At 72.5% G+C, this 15,006-nt stretch carries 12 protein-coding genes; 10 read left to right on the forward strand and 2 right to left on the reverse strand.

Going from position 1 to position 15,006, the window contains the following annotated elements:
- Positions 1-34 precede the first annotated feature (34 nt).
- From CA12_RS21245 to CA12_RS21265, 5 genes are all read left to right on the forward strand, one after another.
- A complete protein-coding gene (locus CA12_RS21245) occupies positions 35-1,987 on the forward strand; it encodes an HSP90 family protein (protein ID WP_207622065.1) in 1,953 nt (650 codons plus the stop codon).
- Positions 1,980-3,230, forward strand: a complete 1,251-nt coding sequence (locus CA12_RS21250) for a hypothetical protein (protein WP_145361117.1) — start codon at positions 1,980-1,982, stop codon at positions 3,228-3,230. The genes CA12_RS21245 and CA12_RS21250 overlap by 8 nt, the downstream gene beginning before the upstream one ends.
- Positions 3,227-4,375 carry a hypothetical protein gene (locus CA12_RS21255; RefSeq protein WP_145361118.1) on the forward strand — a complete coding sequence of 383 codons (1,149 nt, stop codon included), beginning with the start codon at positions 3,227-3,229 and terminating at the stop codon, positions 4,373-4,375. The genes CA12_RS21250 and CA12_RS21255 overlap by 4 nt, the downstream gene beginning before the upstream one ends.
- A 33-nt stretch (positions 4,376-4,408) precedes the next feature.
- Positions 4,409-5,524 carry a hypothetical protein gene (locus CA12_RS21260; protein WP_145361119.1) on the forward strand — a complete coding sequence of 372 codons (1,116 nt, stop codon included), beginning with the start codon at positions 4,409-4,411 and terminating at the stop codon, positions 5,522-5,524.
- A 77-nt stretch (positions 5,525-5,601) separates the two neighbouring features.
- A complete protein-coding gene (locus CA12_RS21265; protein WP_145361120.1) occupies positions 5,602-6,705 on the forward strand; it encodes a hypothetical protein in 1,104 nt (367 codons plus the stop codon).
- A 13-nt stretch (positions 6,706-6,718) separates the two neighbouring features.
- On the opposite strand, the gene CA12_RS21270 is transcribed toward CA12_RS21265, so the two are convergent.
- Positions 6,719-7,771 (reverse strand): SDR family NAD(P)-dependent oxidoreductase, encoded by a 1,053-nt coding sequence (locus CA12_RS21270; protein WP_145361121.1) that lies wholly within the window; start codon positions 7,769-7,771, stop codon positions 6,719-6,721.
- 155 nt (positions 7,772-7,926) lie between these two features.
- Between CA12_RS21270 and CA12_RS21275 the strand changes: the two genes are divergently transcribed.
- The 3 genes from CA12_RS21275 (at position 7,927) to CA12_RS21285 (ending at position 11,330) form a co-directional block, all read left to right on the forward strand.
- Entirely contained in the window at positions 7,927-8,949 is a 1,023-nt protein-coding gene (locus tag CA12_RS21275) for an ROK family protein (RefSeq protein ID WP_145361122.1), read from the forward strand.
- A gap of 188 nt (positions 8,950-9,137) precedes the next feature.
- The gene (locus CA12_RS21280; RefSeq protein WP_145361123.1) at positions 9,138-9,542 is read left to right on the forward strand and encodes a hypothetical protein; all 405 of its coding nucleotides are present in this window, start codon (positions 9,138-9,140) and stop codon (positions 9,540-9,542) included.
- Between the two features lie 234 nt (positions 9,543-9,776).
- Positions 9,777-11,330: a ribosomal eL19 family protein gene (locus tag CA12_RS21285; RefSeq protein ID WP_145361124.1), complete on the forward strand. Its 1,554-nt coding sequence runs from the start codon at positions 9,777-9,779 to the stop codon at positions 11,328-11,330.
- Between the two features lie 87 nt (positions 11,331-11,417).
- On the opposite strand, the gene CA12_RS21290 is transcribed toward CA12_RS21285, so the two are convergent.
- Positions 11,418-12,917 (reverse strand): sulfatase-like hydrolase/transferase, encoded by a 1,500-nt coding sequence (locus CA12_RS21290; protein WP_207622066.1) that lies wholly within the window; start codon positions 12,915-12,917, stop codon positions 11,418-11,420.
- 79 nt (positions 12,918-12,996) lie between these two features.
- Between CA12_RS21290 and CA12_RS21295 the strand changes: the two genes are divergently transcribed.
- Together CA12_RS21295 and CA12_RS21300 are read left to right on the forward strand one after the other, a co-directional pair.
- Positions 12,997-13,941 (forward strand): PDZ domain-containing protein, encoded by a 945-nt coding sequence (locus CA12_RS21295; RefSeq protein WP_145361126.1) that lies wholly within the window; start codon positions 12,997-12,999, stop codon positions 13,939-13,941.
- 36 nt (positions 13,942-13,977) lie between these two features.
- Positions 13,978-14,997, forward strand: coding sequence for a zinc-dependent alcohol dehydrogenase family protein (locus CA12_RS21300; RefSeq protein WP_145361127.1), 1,020 nt, complete (start codon positions 13,978-13,980; stop codon positions 14,995-14,997).
- Positions 14,998-15,006: the final 9 nt, after the last annotated feature.

The raw sequence follows: 15,006 nt of genomic DNA on the forward strand, positions 1-15,006 counted from the left end.
CCGTCCCGTCCTTTTGTACCCTCCCGTCATGAGCGTGCCCGCCGACCCCGCGAACGCCGCCGAACCCGCCGGTTCCAGCGATCACCGGTTTCAGGTCGACCTGCGGGGCGTGATCGAACTGCTCAGCGAGCACCTGTACTCCGGCCCGCGGGTCGTCGTGCGGGAACTGCTCCAGAACGGCGTGGACGCCCTCACCGCCCGCACGGCGAAGGACGAAGGCTTCGACCTGTCCGACGGCCGGGTGACGTTGGAACTGCTGCCCGGCCGCACGACGGAGGACGGCACGCAGCATCCGCCGACCCTCAGCGTGCGGGATAACGGCGTCGGCCTGACCGAGCCGGAGGTGCACGAGTTCCTCGCCAAGATCGGCCGCAGCGCCAAGCGCGGCGACCTGCAGGAAGACAGCTTCATCGGCCGGTTCGGCATCGGACTGCTGGCGGGGTTCCTGGTGGCGGAGGAGATCGTCGCCGTCACCCGCAGCGTGATGCCGGGGTCGCAGCCGGTCGAGTGGCGCGGCCGGGCGGACGGCACCTACACCGTCCGCACGCTGAACGTCGACCTCGCCCCCGGCACGCAGGTGTTCCTGCGGGCCCGGGAGGATCGGCTGGAGCACTTCGAGCCGGAAGTCGTGAAGAAGCGGGCCGCCTCCTACGGCTCCCTGCTACCCTTCCCGGTCACCTTCAAGCACGGGGCCGCGGACGAACTGCTGAACGAAACCCCGCCCTGGGAACGCTTCCCCACGGACTCCCCCGCCGACCGCGAGGGCCTGTTGGAATGGGCTGAGGGGGCGCTGGGCAAGTCGTTCCTCGACGCCTTCCCGGTGAAGTCCGACGCCGGCAAGGTTCGCGGAGTGGCGCTGGTGCGGCCGGAATCGACCGTCCGCAGCCGGACCGGCGATCATCGGGTCTATCTGAAGCGGATGTTGCTCTCGGAGAAGGCGGACGGCCTGCTGCCGGACTGGGCCTTCTTCGTGACCTGCGTGCTGAACGCCGACGGCCTGCACCCCACCGCCAGCCGGGAGGAACTGCGGGACGACGAGGACCTCGCCGCCGCCCGGGAGGAACTGGGCATGAGCCTGCGGCGCACGCTGCTGCGGTGGGCCGCCAAGGACCGCGACCGCCTGCACCGGCTGATCGACGTGCACTACCGGGCCGTCAAACGGCTGGCCGTGGAGGACGAGGAGTTCCGCAAGCTCGCCGCCGACTGGCTGCCCTTCGAGACCACCGCCGGCCGGCTGCGGTTGGAGGAGATCCGCAAACGCTCCGACGACCGGCTGCGGTTCGCCGCGACGATGGACCAGTTCCGCCAACTCGCTCCGGTGGCGAGCGCCCAAGGGATGGTCGTCATTAACGCCTGCTACACGGACGAGCAGGAACTGCTCGAATCCCTGCCGGACACGCTGCCGGTGACGACGGAGAAGGTGACCGCGGCGGACCTGTCGGAGGAGTTCAGCGAACTGGACGACGACGCCTGGGACGCCGCCGCCGACCTGCTGAACGTCGCCGCGGACGCCCTCGCCCCCCTGGACTGCACGCCGGACGTGCGGCGGTTCGATCCGCAAACGCTGCCGGCGCTGTACGCGATCGGGGCGGAGGCCCAATTCCTCCGCGACGTTGAGCGGTCCAAGGAACAGGCCGATGACTTGTGGGGCAGCGTGCTGGACGACATGGCCGCGGGCCGGCCGCAGGTGGACGGCCCGCGGCTGTGCCTGAACTGGGCGCACCCGCTGGTGCGGAACCTCGCCGCCACCGCCGCCACGCCGGACGAAAAAGGCGGCGCCGTGGCCCGCGGCACGGTGCGGACGGCGGTGGAACTGCTGTACGTCCAGAGCCTGATGCTCGGGCACTACCCGCTGGGCGAGGCGGAGTTCGAACTGTTTGGCGACAGCCTGCTGGGCCTGATCGCCGCCGCCGTCGAGGGCCGCGGCGTCGGCGGGAACGGCCCAGGCGCCGGGAGTTCCAGCGACCGCGGGGGGGCCGATGGCTGAATCGGACGCCGACGCCGGCAGCCCGCTCGATCCGTTCTTCAGCGAACTGTTCGAGCTGGAGGTGATGCCGCCCGGCGCCGCGAAGGTCGCGGCCTTGGCGGACCTGGCCCGCCGCACCGAGGCGGCCGGAAACCCGGGCCGTCTGCGTCGCGCCCGCTGGGCGCTGCTGATCGCTGCCGCCGGCACGGAGTTGGGCGACGACCGCGTGCTGCCCACCTTCGCGGCCCTACTGGCGGACTTCGACGCCGACCCCGACGCCGCCGCCGCGAACGGCTCCCCGCCCGACCGGCTCCTCACCGCCTACGCCGAGGTCCTGCGGTACACCACCCGCTACCCCTCCATCCCCCGGGAGCGGGTCGAGGCGCTGCTGGACGACTTCGCCCGCCGGGTCGAGGCGCTAGGCGGGGACGAGGCGGACATGTACGAGACCCGCCTGCACGCCCGCGGCACGCTGGGCGATCTGGAGGCGGTGCCGGCCCTGTGCGTGGCGATGAAGCGGGCCCGGGCCGCCGCCGATCTGCCGCCGTCGTGGGACGGCGAGGCCCTCGCCGGTATCTACACCGCCCAGCCGGAACGGGCGCTGGCGGCGATGCGGCCGGTGATCGCCAACCGCGTTCCGGGGGCGTGGATGTGGCGGAGTTCCTTCCTCGAATGGTCCCTGCGGCCGCTGATCTGGGCGGGGGCGGAGGAGGAAGCCGACCGCAACTTCGCCGAGGCCGACGCCCGCTCCGGCTCCTGGTTGTTCGGGGACATCCTGCTGACCGAATACGCCTCCCGCCGCCTCGCCCGCACGCCGGAGCGGATGACCGACGAAGACGTCCGCCGGCTGCGGACCCGCGTCCGTCGGCTGCTGCGGACGGCGCCCGGCATGGGGCCGAGCTTCCGCGGGCAGGCCTATCAGGCCTGCGGCTTCGCCTGCGAGGCCCTCGCCGCCGCCGACCGCGACGCCCCCGCCCCGCTGCTCTTGCCGGGGGAGGAACTGTCGGAGAACCCCTCGCCGCGGCGGCCCTCCGAGGTCGTCGCCCCGCTGCTCGCCGAAGCGGACCGGCTGGACGAAGCCTTCGCGGCCCGCAACGGCAACGCCTACCTGGCGGTGGAGACGGCGGGGAACCGGGCGTTCGTCTTCGGCCCCGGCAGCGGCGTAGACCGCGTGCCGACGCCGCGGCGGGACCGCCTGAGGGACCTGTGGGAAGAGGTCGAGGCCTCCGGCGATCCGCTCCCGCGGCCGGGTCACGGCGGATGACGGACGACCTGAACCAAGCGCTGGAGGACGCCGCCGACCGGCCCTACGACGCCCGCCGCGTGGACGCGTTCGCGGAACTGGCCCGGCAGGCGGACGCGGAGGGGTCCGCCGAAGCCGCGTTCAACGCCCGGTTGGGGCTGCTCGACGCCGCGGTGATGACGAACCGGTTCGACGTGGCCCTCGCCGCCTTCCCCCGCCTGCTGGCCGACGTCGACGCCGAACCCGGCCGCTTCGCCCTGGAGGACCAACTGTTGTTGGCCTTCCCCATGCTGCTGGGCGGGGCGACGAGCTTCCCGGAGATCCCGCGGAGCCGGCTGCGCGAGCTGGGCGAGGACTACGCCGGCCGGGCCGCCGCCGCGGGGCGGCACGCCTCGGAGATCGCCGGCGGGCTGTTCCGGCTGGCCGCCGCGACCGGCGACTTGGACCGGGCCGCGGAGTTACTGCGGCAGATGTCCGATCCATGGGGCGGGCACTTCGCCGAGTGCCCGCACTGCCGCCTGCGGCACGAACTGATGCTCCCCTGGTGCGCCGACGATCAGCCCGCCGTGCTGCGGCTCGTCCGCCGGCTGATCGACGACGATCTGCACTGCACCCGCTTCGAATTCTGCGGCCCGCGGGAGGCGCTGATCCTCCGCCCCCTTGCCCTGCGGGACGCCTTACCGGAGGCCGTGCGGCGGTATCGGGCGGCGGCGTCCGGCATTCGGTCCGGCCCGTTCTGGGTCGTGATGCCGGGGCTGCACGTGGGATTCCTCGCTCATCTGATTCGCCGCGGCGGAACCTCGGACCTGAGCGTCGCCGACGCCGCGGACGCCCTCCGCCGTCTGCTGATCCGCTGTGCGGCGCTGTCCGAGGGCGTCAGCCCGGACAACCGCATGGAACTGCTGACCGCGGCGGCGCCGGCCGTCGCGGCGCTGGCGGAACTCGACGCCGTCCCCGCCCTGCGACTGCCGGCCGGCGATTCCCTCGCCCCGCTGGCCGGCCGCGCGGGACAGGCGGCCCCGGACGCCTTGGCGGCGGCGATGAACGCGGAGGCGGAGGCCCTCGCCGTCGCCTTCGACCGCCGCAACGGCAACGACTTTCACCTCCGCCACCACCGCCGTCACCGGGCGTTCGCCCTGGGTCGAACCGACCCGGACGGCGCCTGAACCCAGCCCGCCCGCCCCTTCGAGAAGCCCGCCATGACCGATCCTGACGATCTGCCCCCCGAGGTGTTCGAGGCGGCGGAACTCGCTTATTTCGCGCCGGAGGGGCCGACGAAGGTGGCCCTGTGGGAGGCCGCCGTCGCCCGGGCCGACGCCGCCCGGCTGCCGGCGGAGGTCCGGATGGGCTTCCGGGCCGAGTTGGTCGAGGCGGCGGCCTCCGACGGCGTGAAGCAGTACGACCGGGCCTTCGGTCCCTGGGCGACGCTGCTGGCCGAGGCCGACCGCGATCCGGAGGCGGACTGGGTCGATTGGTTCGATCTGCTGTGGAAGTACAAGTGGCTCAGCGATTCGACCGGCGAGTACGCAGCGATCCCGCGGGCGAGGATCCTCGCGGTGCTGGACGACTTCGCGGCCCGGGCGGCGGCGCACGGGTTCAGCGCCCGGCCGGCGGAGAACTACCGCGCGAACAATCTCTGGCTGATGGGCGACTCGGACGCCGCCGCCGAGGCGATGCGGCGATTCGAAGCCGCGGACCGCGACGACCTGAGCGACTGCCACGCGTGCGAGACGGCCCGGGCGGTGCAGTTCGCGGTGCACGTCGGCGACGACGCCGGCGCCGTGAGACGATTCCAACCCCTCGCCGCCGGCCGGATGGCCTGTGCGGAGGAGCCGGAGAACACGCATGGCGTGCTGCTCGCCCCGCTGGTCCGGCTCGGCCGGCATGAGGAGGCCGCGGAGCGGAATCGCATCGGTTTGGAGGGACTACGGCGCTTCCCGCATTTCGTGGCCCGGGCGGCGGAACACCTCGACTACCTCACCCGCACCGGCGATCTGACGACCGGCGCCCGAGTGTTTCGGCGGTTCACCAGAGCCGTCCCGGCGGTCTCCGATCACGACCGCTGGCGGTTCCTCGGGGCGGCGGAGACCTTTCTGGAAGCGGTCGCGGCCAAGTCGGACCGGCCGAAACGCTTCGCGCTGCCGGACGGCTTCCCCGTGCCGGACGCCGGGGGCCCGGTGAAGCCGTCCGAGCTCGTCCCGCAGTTCAAGGCGGCCGCGGACGCGATCGAGGCCCGGTTCAACGCCCGCAACGGCAACGACGTCTTCACCCGCCGCCGGGCGGAGGCGCGGGCCTTCGCCGAAGGCGCCGGGTAACCTGCAATCGACCCGCGGGTCGAACCGATCCGGCTCCGTCCGGGTCGGTCGATCGTTCCCCGTGCCCCCGCGTTGCGATGTCCGACGGCCTGCCCCCCGAGGTGGCGATCCCGCTGGAACTGGCGACCTCCGCCCCGCACGGGCCGGCGGCGGTGGCGCTGTGGGAGACCGTCGTCCAGGCCGCCGACGCCGCCGGGCTGCCGGTCGGCCTGCGGATGGACTTCCGGCTCGAACTGGTCCGCGAGGCGGCGATGCACGCCAAACTCTACGACCGGGCGCTGGGGCCGTTCGCCGTCGTGCTGGCCGAGGCCGACCGCGACCCGGAGGCCCGCTGGATCTTCTGGCCGGGGCTGCTGTGGAAGTACAAGTGGCTCTCAGACGCGCTGGCGAGCTTCGTCGCCTTCCCGCGGGAGCGCGTGCTGTCCGTGCTGGACGACTTCGCCGCCCGCTGCGTCGCCCACGGGTTCAGCCTCCGGCCGGCGGAGAACTACCGGGCGAACGCCCTGTGGCTGCTGGGCGAGGAGGACGCCGCCCGGGACGCCTTCGCCCGCTTCGAGGCCGCCCCGCGGGACCCGCTGAGCGACTGCCAGGCCTGCGAGGCCAGCCAGTCCGTCACCCACGCCGTGCGGTTGGGCGACGACGCCGGCGCCGTGGAGCGGGCCGCTCCGCTGCTGGGCGGGCGCCTGAGTTGTGCCGAGGAGCCGGAACGCACCCACAGCAAAGTCCTCGCCCCCCTGCTCCGCCTGGGCCGGGAGACGGAGGCCGCGGAGCAGCACCGCCTCGGGCTGGCCGCCCTCCGCCGGTTCCCGGCCTTCACGTTCTGCGCCTCCCGGCACTTCCTCTACCTCGCCCGGCGGGGGGAGACGGAGGAGGTGGGCGGCCTGCTGCAACGCACCGCCGGGCCGGTCGGCGCCACCTCGGACGATAACCGCCGCGAGTACCTCGCCGCCGCCGGCGTGGCCCTGAACGCTTTAGCAGATCACTCCGACCGCCCCCGCCGGTTTCGTCTGCCGAGTGACTTCCCGGTGCCGAACCCGGACGGCGTCGTACCGCCGTCCGAGCTGGCCGTGGCGTTTCGGCAGGCCGCAGACGAACTCGCTGCCCGGTTCGACGCCCGCAACGGCAACGACGCCGTCTCCCGCCGCCAGCAGGCCGAACGGGCCTTCGTTCGGCCAAGTTGAGCGAACTGCTCGCTCACACCTCGTTGTTCCGCACGGCGGCCCGTTCGGTGAGGCCGGTCAGGGCGGAGCGGCTCAGCGGGGTCTCCACTTCGTACCCCTTCTTCGCCGCGGTGACCTGATCGCCGATCGGCCCGGGGGCGTCCGGCATCGCCCGGCCCAGCAGGCCGAGCAGATCGAGGCTGAAGTTACGAAAGACGCCGTGGAAGGTCGCGACCGCGGCGAACGGCCACGGGGTGATCACCTCGGCCCGACCGTCCTTCACGGCCTCCAGCGCCGCGTCGGCGGCGTACTCGGCACTGCAACTGAGGCCCGGGAGGCTGTCCAGAATCTTGAAGCCGGCGTACTCCACCTCGTGCTTGCCGCGGATCAGGGCGTGCCGCGGGGAGCCGGTCCGCATCAGGCCGGGGCAGACGGTGGTGACGTACACGCCGAACTTCACCGCCTCGGACCGCAGCCCCTCGCTGTAGCCGACCAACGCGTGCTTGCCGACGGTGTAGGCGTTGCCGTGCACCAGCGGCACGCGGCCGCCGATGCTGGCGACGTTGAGAATCCGCCCGCTCCGCCGCCGCTTCATCATCGGCAGGACTTCCTCGCTGAAGAAGTACGGCCCCCAGAAGTGGGTGGCGAGGCTGTTCTCGTAGTCGCCGGCCGTCAGCGAGGCCTGCGGGCCGAAGGAGATCAGCCCCGCGTTGTTCACCAGCAGATCGACCGGGCCGAGGGCCTCCGTCACGGTCTTGAGGAACCGCCGCACGTCCTCCCGGTTTGTGACGTCGCAGACCCCGCCGACGACCCGGCCCGGTTCGCCCCGGCGGGCCAGCTCGTCGGCGGCCCGGCGGACCTGATCGGCGTCGCGGGCGCAGATCGCCACGGCGGCCCCGGCCCGCACCAGCTTGCGGGCGATCACCAGCCCGAACCCCCGCGAGCCGCCCGTGACCACGCAGGTCTTCCCGGCGAAGCTGTAGCGGCCCCGCAGAACGCGGGTCGTCAGCTTGTACCCGGCGGCAGTCCCCGCGGCGGTCAGCGTCGCCGCGACGGCAGTCCGGGCGAGTTTGGAGGACAGCGACATGCGGACGGGCGCGGGCGGGACGGACGGAACGGGAACAGTTCGGCGATCTTACCCGGGACTGACCCCCCTCGCCGCGGGAGCGACCCGCCCTTCAAGCGCTGGGGGCGGCTCGGTAGAGTCCGCGCGCTTCGTCCCCCCCGCTGCGCCGAGCCGACATGCCCCTCTCTGGTCAGACCACCCCCGGCGGACCGCCGCTGCTGGGCATCGACGTGGGCGGCACCAACATCAAGGCCGCGGTGGTGGACGCCGGCGGGGTCGTCCGCGGGCACGGATCGGTCCCCACGGAGCAGGAACTCGGCCCCGGCGCGGGACTGGACCGGATCGAAGCGGCCGCGAACGCCGCCTTAGAGGACGCGGGCGTCGGGCTATGGGACGTCGCCGCCGTCGGCCTCGCCACGCCGGGTCCGATGAACCTCAAGGCGGGCACGCTGCTGTGCCCCTCGAACCTGCCCGGCTGGCAAAACTGGGCGATCCGCGAGGCCGTCGAAGCCCGCTTCTCCAAGCCGACGACCCTGCAGAACGACGCCAACGCCGCCGCCTACGGCGAGTACTGGTCCGGCGCCGGCCGCGACGCGGACAGCCTCGTCCTCTGGACGCTCGGCACGGGCATCGGCTGCGGGATTATCCTCCGCGACGCCGTCATCGAGGGGGAACACAGTCACGGCAGCGAGTGCGGCCACATCATCATCGACTGTCGCCCCGACGCCCGCGTGCACCCCGGCACCGGCATGCGGGGCACGCTGGAGGCCTACTGCGGTGCCCGCGGCGTGATCGCTCGCGCCCGCGACGCGCTGAACGTCGACCGCGGCCAATCGGCGATGCACGAACGGCTCGCCGGGGGGGCGAAGCTCACGCCGAAGCTGATCTGCGAGGTCGCCGCCGAGGGCGACGAACTGGCGCTGGGCATCCTCACCGAGACCGCCCAACTGTTGGGGGTGGGCACCGTTTCGATTTTGCACACGATCGACCCGGACTGCGTGCTGCTGGCCGGGGCGATGACCTTCGGCGGTCCCGGCACGACCACCGGCGACCTGTTCCTCGACACGCTCCGTTTGGAGGTGAAGCGCCGGGCCTTCCCCACGGTCGCGGAGCACCTCGACGTGAGCTTCGCCGGCCTCGGCGCCGACGCCGGCGTGGTCGGGGCAGCCGGTTGCGCCCGGCGGGCCTTCGCCGGTTGAGGGGAGGGGCGATCCCTGAACGTCCGGCGACCGATCCGGCGTCGGGGCGATCGGACAGCGGCGGGGACGGGGTCGATTCCACGTGGCAACGGCGATTGGCGCCGAACTTGCGTCCCGAATGATTCGCCCGTGAATCGGTCGCCGTGACCGCGGAATTGCCGCTCGATCCTCCCACCCTGATTATTTCCATGAAGGCTCTCATCGCATCCGCCGCCATTGCCGGCGCCGCCCTCCTTGGCTCCGCCGCTCCAGCCGACGCCGGCGGGGTGAGCATCGGATACAGCTCCGGGGGCTACGGGTATAACTCCGGAGGCTACGGTTACAGCCCCTACAGCTACGGCGTCCGGCCGAGCTACGGCTATGGCATTCGTCCTTCCTACGGCGTCAGCCCCTCCTACGGTTACCGGAGCTACGGCTACCGCGGGTACAACCCGGGGTTCAGCAGCGGGTTGTACGGCGGCCGGGTTTACGGCAGCGGCCTCTACAACAGCGGTTACGGCTATAACCGTGGCTACGGCTATAACCGTGGGTTCTACAACCGCGGATATGGCAGCGGCTACGGCGGCAGCGGGTTCAGTCTGATTATTCGCTGAGGTCCGCGACTCCCGTCGCCTCACTTCGCCGTCGCGCCCTCCGGTGCGACGGCGTTTTGCTGCGCGAATCGGAACGGGGGAGCGGTGACGGAGTGAGCCGGAGCGACGCGAACCCGGGGTTCGCGCGCGACGGATCGTGTGCGATGACCGCGACGCGACCCCCCGATCGGCGCTCCGAACCGGAAGTCGAGGTCGCGACCCACATTCGCCCCCGTCTCAAGGAAGAGACCGCTGATGAACGCCCTGAAACTCGCCGCCGTCGTCGCGATCGGCTTTGGCACGGCCTCGCTGACGACCGCCGCCCCGCCCTCTTGCGGCGCCTGCCCGTCCAAGGCCAAACGGACCGTCCAGGTCGAGACGGCCGACGCCACGCTGACCGCGTCCGACCTCTTCGTCACGGTCGCCGCCTGCTCCGAAGGCTCCTGCCCCACCGCGGACTGCCCCGCGACCTGCACCGGCCCGGGCTCCGCCTGCTGCGCCGAGATGGGCTGCTGCAAGAAGACCGCCGCCTGCACCGGCGCCGCTTGCGAGAAGACCGCCGCCTGCACCGGCGCCGCTTGCGAGAAGACCGCCGCCTGCACCGGCGCCGCCTGCGAGAAAACCGCCGCCTGCACCGGCGCCGCCTGCGAGAAAACCGCCGCCTGCACCGGCGCCGCCTGCGAGAAAACCGCCACCTGCGACGCCCCGGCCCCGACCGCCTGTTCGCTGGCCACCTGCAGCGACGCCGTGCCCGCCACCGCCGTAGTCGTCTGCTCCGCCTCGTCCGAAGCCGCCCCGCCGGCCCCGAGTCGCACGTTCGCCTGTAGCGGGACCGCCTGCCCGATCACCGTCTGCGTTGCGACCGCCGACGCCTGCCCGACCGCCGCCTGCGGGACCTCGGCCTGCACGACCGCCGCCTGCACGAAGACCGCGTGCGAAACCGCCGCCTGCTCCGCCGGGTCTTGCGAGATCGCCGCTTGCGGCACGAACGCCTGCGGCTTGCGGGGGGTGATCGCCAAGCAGTTCACCACCATCGTGACCAGCGCCGCCAACGACCTGTCCTCCTGCGCCGCCGAGTGCGCCCTCGCCTGCGGCACGGCGTGCCGCGGCGCCGCCTGCGACGGCGGCCCCTGTCCGAGCGGCGTGTGCAGCGAGATCGCCTGCGAGACCAGCCCCTGTAAGTCCGCGCCGGCCTGCACCTCGACCGACGACTGCCCCGGCTGGGTCTCCGCCCCGGCGCTCGCCGCCCCCTCGCACGCGATCCCCTACCCGATCGCCTACGAACCGGCCGGACTTTACGGCGTGCAGCGGACTGCCGCCGTCGACGCCACGTCGTTCGGCTACGCCGCCCCGGCCGCCTACGCCGTGCCGGTCGAGACGAACTCCGCCCTGCCGGTCGGCCGCTGGACCCGCACCCTGAACGACCAGTCCGTCACGATCGCCGTGAGCCCCAACGGCTCTTTCACCGCGACCTGCACCGTGCCGAACGCCGGCTGCTCCCTGAGCGTCTCCGGCGACTGCCGGGCCACCGAGGACGGCCTGCTGTTCGGCGTCGTCACCTCCGCGAAGGTCTGCCCCGGCTCCGGCAGCCACGACGGCTCCGTCGATCCGGTCTCCTGCGTGGAAGTCGAAGGCTTCTGCCGGGCCCTGATCGATCAGCCCTTCAGCGCCCGCTGCCGGGTGAAGGACCAGTCCATGACCGTCTCGCACGCCCTGTTCGGCGGCATCGGCTTCATTGGCACCCCCGGCCCCGGCGAACCGGCTCACCTCGCCCTGACGATGTTCAGCGGCGCCTACCAGGCCGAGTGACGCCGCCCGGCGCTCGCTGAAAACGCACCCGCAGCGTCCCGGACCCTCCAAGGGTCCGGGACGCTTCCGTGCGCGGGCGCTCAGACGTCAGGGCGATTTGAAGTCCCGCGGCGGGACCATCTCCGCATTCACCTCGTCCCACTCCCGAATGAGCCGCTCGTAGAACTCCGGCTGCTCGCCGGAGATGTCACGCGACTCTCCGGGATCTTGGGCGAGGTGATAAAGTTCCCAATCGGCCCCGTCTCGGGGACGGACGAGTTTGAGGGCGCCCACCCGCAGGGCCGCCTTCCCACCCATCCGCCAGTACAGCGGGCGATAGGGGATCGGGCTTTCGACGGGCGTGACGCCCTCCGGCACCGTGAGCGCCGGCCGCAGGTCCATACCGTCCCACTCCCGCGGCACCTTCCCGCCTGCGGCGGCGAGGGCGGTTGCGGTGAAATCGAGGCTCCACATCGGCTCCTCGAAGTCGACGCCGGCCGGGAACACGCCCGGCCAACTCGCGAGCATCGGCACCCGAATCCCGCCCTCGTACAGGCTGCCCTTGCCGTCCCGCAGGGGCAGATTCGTGCTCGTCAGTTCGGCCGTCGGGCCGCCGTTGTCGGAGACGAACAGGACCAGCGTGTTCTCACTCAGGCCCCGTCGCTCCAACGATCCGCGGAGGGCGCCGACGCTCTCGTCCAAGGCCTTTAACATCCCGCCGAACACCCGCCGCTGGGGGTCGGCGAACTCCGCGAACGCCGCGTAATCCCCTGGCAACGCCTGCATGGGCGAATGCACCGCGGAGTAACTGAGGCACAGGAAGAACGGCCGGCCGGTCGCGTCGTCCAGGAAGCGGTCGGCCTCCCGGGTGAGGACGTGGGTGAAGTAGCCCTCCGGCGTGACCGGCGTGCCGTCGGCGAGGACCGGATTGTTGGCGTCGTAGGGCGGTTCGGCGATCGGGGCGCCGGTGTGCAGGAACAGGCGGCCGTTCGGGCTCTGCCAGGCCCCGTCGGTCCGCCCGTCCGGCAGCGTTTTGCGGCGGAGGAAGGAGACGACCGGCGGCCCGGCGAACGGGTCGGCGTAGGTGTGGCCCTCGTGCAGGAAGCCCCAGAACCGCTCGAACCCCCGCCGCAGCGGGTGGGCCGTCGGGTGGCTGCCGAGGTGCCACTTGCCAATCAACGCCGTGGCGTAGCCCTGTGACTGCAGATGATCTGCGAGCGTTTTCCGGCCGACCGGCAGCCCGGCGTTCGGGTGCTCGTTCGCCGCCCCCACGGGGTTCAATTCATGTCCGAACCGAGTCTGGATCACGCCGGTCAGCAACCCGGCCCGACTGGGGGAGCAGTAGGAGGCCGTGACGTAGCCCTGCGTGAACCGCACACCGTCGGCGGCGAGGGCATCCAGGTGCGGCGTCGGCACGGCACCGACGCCGCCCTCGGCGACGGACTGCGTGCCCGGCCCGTGCTGGAAGCCGCATTCGCCCCAACCGAGGTCGTCCGCGATCAGCAGCACGACGTTCGGCCGCGGGGCCTGCGCTGCGTCGGACTCGGCGGCCGCCAGCGGGCCGGCGACGAGCAGCAGGGCGCACAGGGCGAAGGGCGGACGAATCACGGGGGGCTCTCCGATCGACGTGGGCGGGCGGGTAGGATGATGGGAACTCCCGCTTTTCCCCGCACGCCCCGCCGGTTCCATGCCCCGCTCCGCCTCCCGCCCCCGCCGCGGCCGGCCGGCGTCCCTCGTCGCCGCCCTGCTGATCGTGTTGCCCCTATCGGTCGGACCGGCGGCCGGGTCGGCGGTCGGGCAGGACGAGCCGCTGTTGCCGGGCCTGCCGGAGGGCCTCGCCGCCCCCGAGGGGTCCACCGGCGAGGCCCTACGGCAACCTCCGCCGCAGGAACGAGTTCAGGAGAACGGCATCGACGCCCGCCGCTTCACCCCGGTTCCCTCCGCCCCCGGCTCCCCCGGCGACGCGTCGCCGGACATGCGCTCCCGCGACGACGGCGCCCGGCCGTCGAACGGCTACGAGTTCAACGCGCCCTCCGGGCAGGTCGTCCCGCCGGCGCCCGTCGTCCCGGGGGCGCGACTCGCCCCCGGCCTGGGCGGCCGGCCCGGGTTCGATCCGGACGACAGCCCCGTGCTGCTGGGCGTGAACGGCACCGACACCACCGCCGGCGTGCTGGTCACCAACGTGATCCCGGGCACCCCCGCCGACCGGGCCGGGCTGGAACGGGGCGACCGCGTGCTGACCGTCGCCGGCTATCAGGTCGGCGTGGTCGGCACGCCGGGCGGGCCGCGGGTTTATCCGCTGGGGGTCGAACTGGCCCGCCGGCTGGACGCCCGCGGGGAGGCCACGTTGCTCGTGCAGGATCACCGCAGCGGGCAGATCACCCCCGTCAGCGTCCGGCCGATCCCGCGCTACGGCCCCACCAATCCGCCCGGATACGGCGGCGGCCCCGGCGGGCCGTATGGCAGCGACGGCGGTTCGATCTACGGTCCCGACCCCGGCTTCGGCGCCGGCGCCCGCCCTTACGACTCGAACCTGTACGATGCGAACCGCTATGACGGCGGGCTGTACGACCAGCGGAACGACGCCCTCGAACGCAATCCGCTGTACCGCGTCGGCACGCCCCGCCGCTGACCGCGCTCCCCTTCGTCCCTTCGCCCCCGCTTTTCGATGCGCGCCTACCTCGTTTCCTCCGACGGCGGCCCCGACGCCATTCAGCGGGTCGAACGTCCCGACCCCATGCCCGGCCCCGGGGCCGTGCGGGTGGCGATGCGGGCCGCCAGCCTGAACTACCGCGACAAGATGGTCGCCCTCGGCGGCTATCCGCGCAACGACTCCCGCCCGGTCGTGCCGCTCTCCGACGGCGCCGGCGTCGTCGAGGCGGTCGGCGAAGGGGTGACGGAGTTCGCCGTCGGCGATCGCGTGGTGAACTGCTTCTTCCGCGACTGGGTCGCCGGGGAGCCGGACGACGCGATCATGCGAACCGCCCACGGCGGCGGGATCGACGGCGTGCTCGCGGAGCGGGTCGTCTTCCCGGAGCGGGCCCTGCTGCCGATCCCGGGCGACCTCTCCTTCGAGGAGGCCGCCTGCCTGCCCTGCGCCGCCGTGACCGCGTGGCAGTCGCTGTTCGTGAAGGGCGGTCTCACCGCCGGCCAGAGCGTGCTCTGCCTCGGCACCGGCGGCGTGAGCGTCTTCGCCCTGCAGCTGGCCAAGGCGGCCGGGGCCACGGTGTTCATCACCTCCTCCAGCGACGAAAAGCTGGAGCGGGCGCGGGAACTGGGGGCGGACGGGACCGTCAACTACAAGGCGACCCCAGACTGGCACAAAGAGGTGCGAAAATTGACTGACGGCCGCGGCGTCGATCACGTGGTGGAGGTCGGCGGCCCGGGCACGCTGGCGAAAAGCATGCGGGCCAGCGCCTTGAACGGCCGGATCGGTCTGATCGGCGTACTGACCGGCGCCGACGGCGAGGTGAACCCCCTGCCCTGCGTGTTCGAGCGACTGTCGATCCACGGCATCTACGTCGGCAGCCGGGAGATGTTCGCCGACATGAACCGCCACATCGCCGCGAACGGCATTCGCCCGGTCATCGACCGCACGTTCCCCTTCGACGACGCGATCGCCGCCTACAAGCACCTGCAAAGCGGCGCCCACTTCGGCAAGGTCGTCGTGACGATCGACGCCGATTAGAGCGCTCTC

Source organism: Alienimonas californiensis (genome assembly GCF_007743815.1).
Lineage (GTDB): Bacteria > Planctomycetota > Planctomycetia > Planctomycetales > Planctomycetaceae > Alienimonas > Alienimonas californiensis.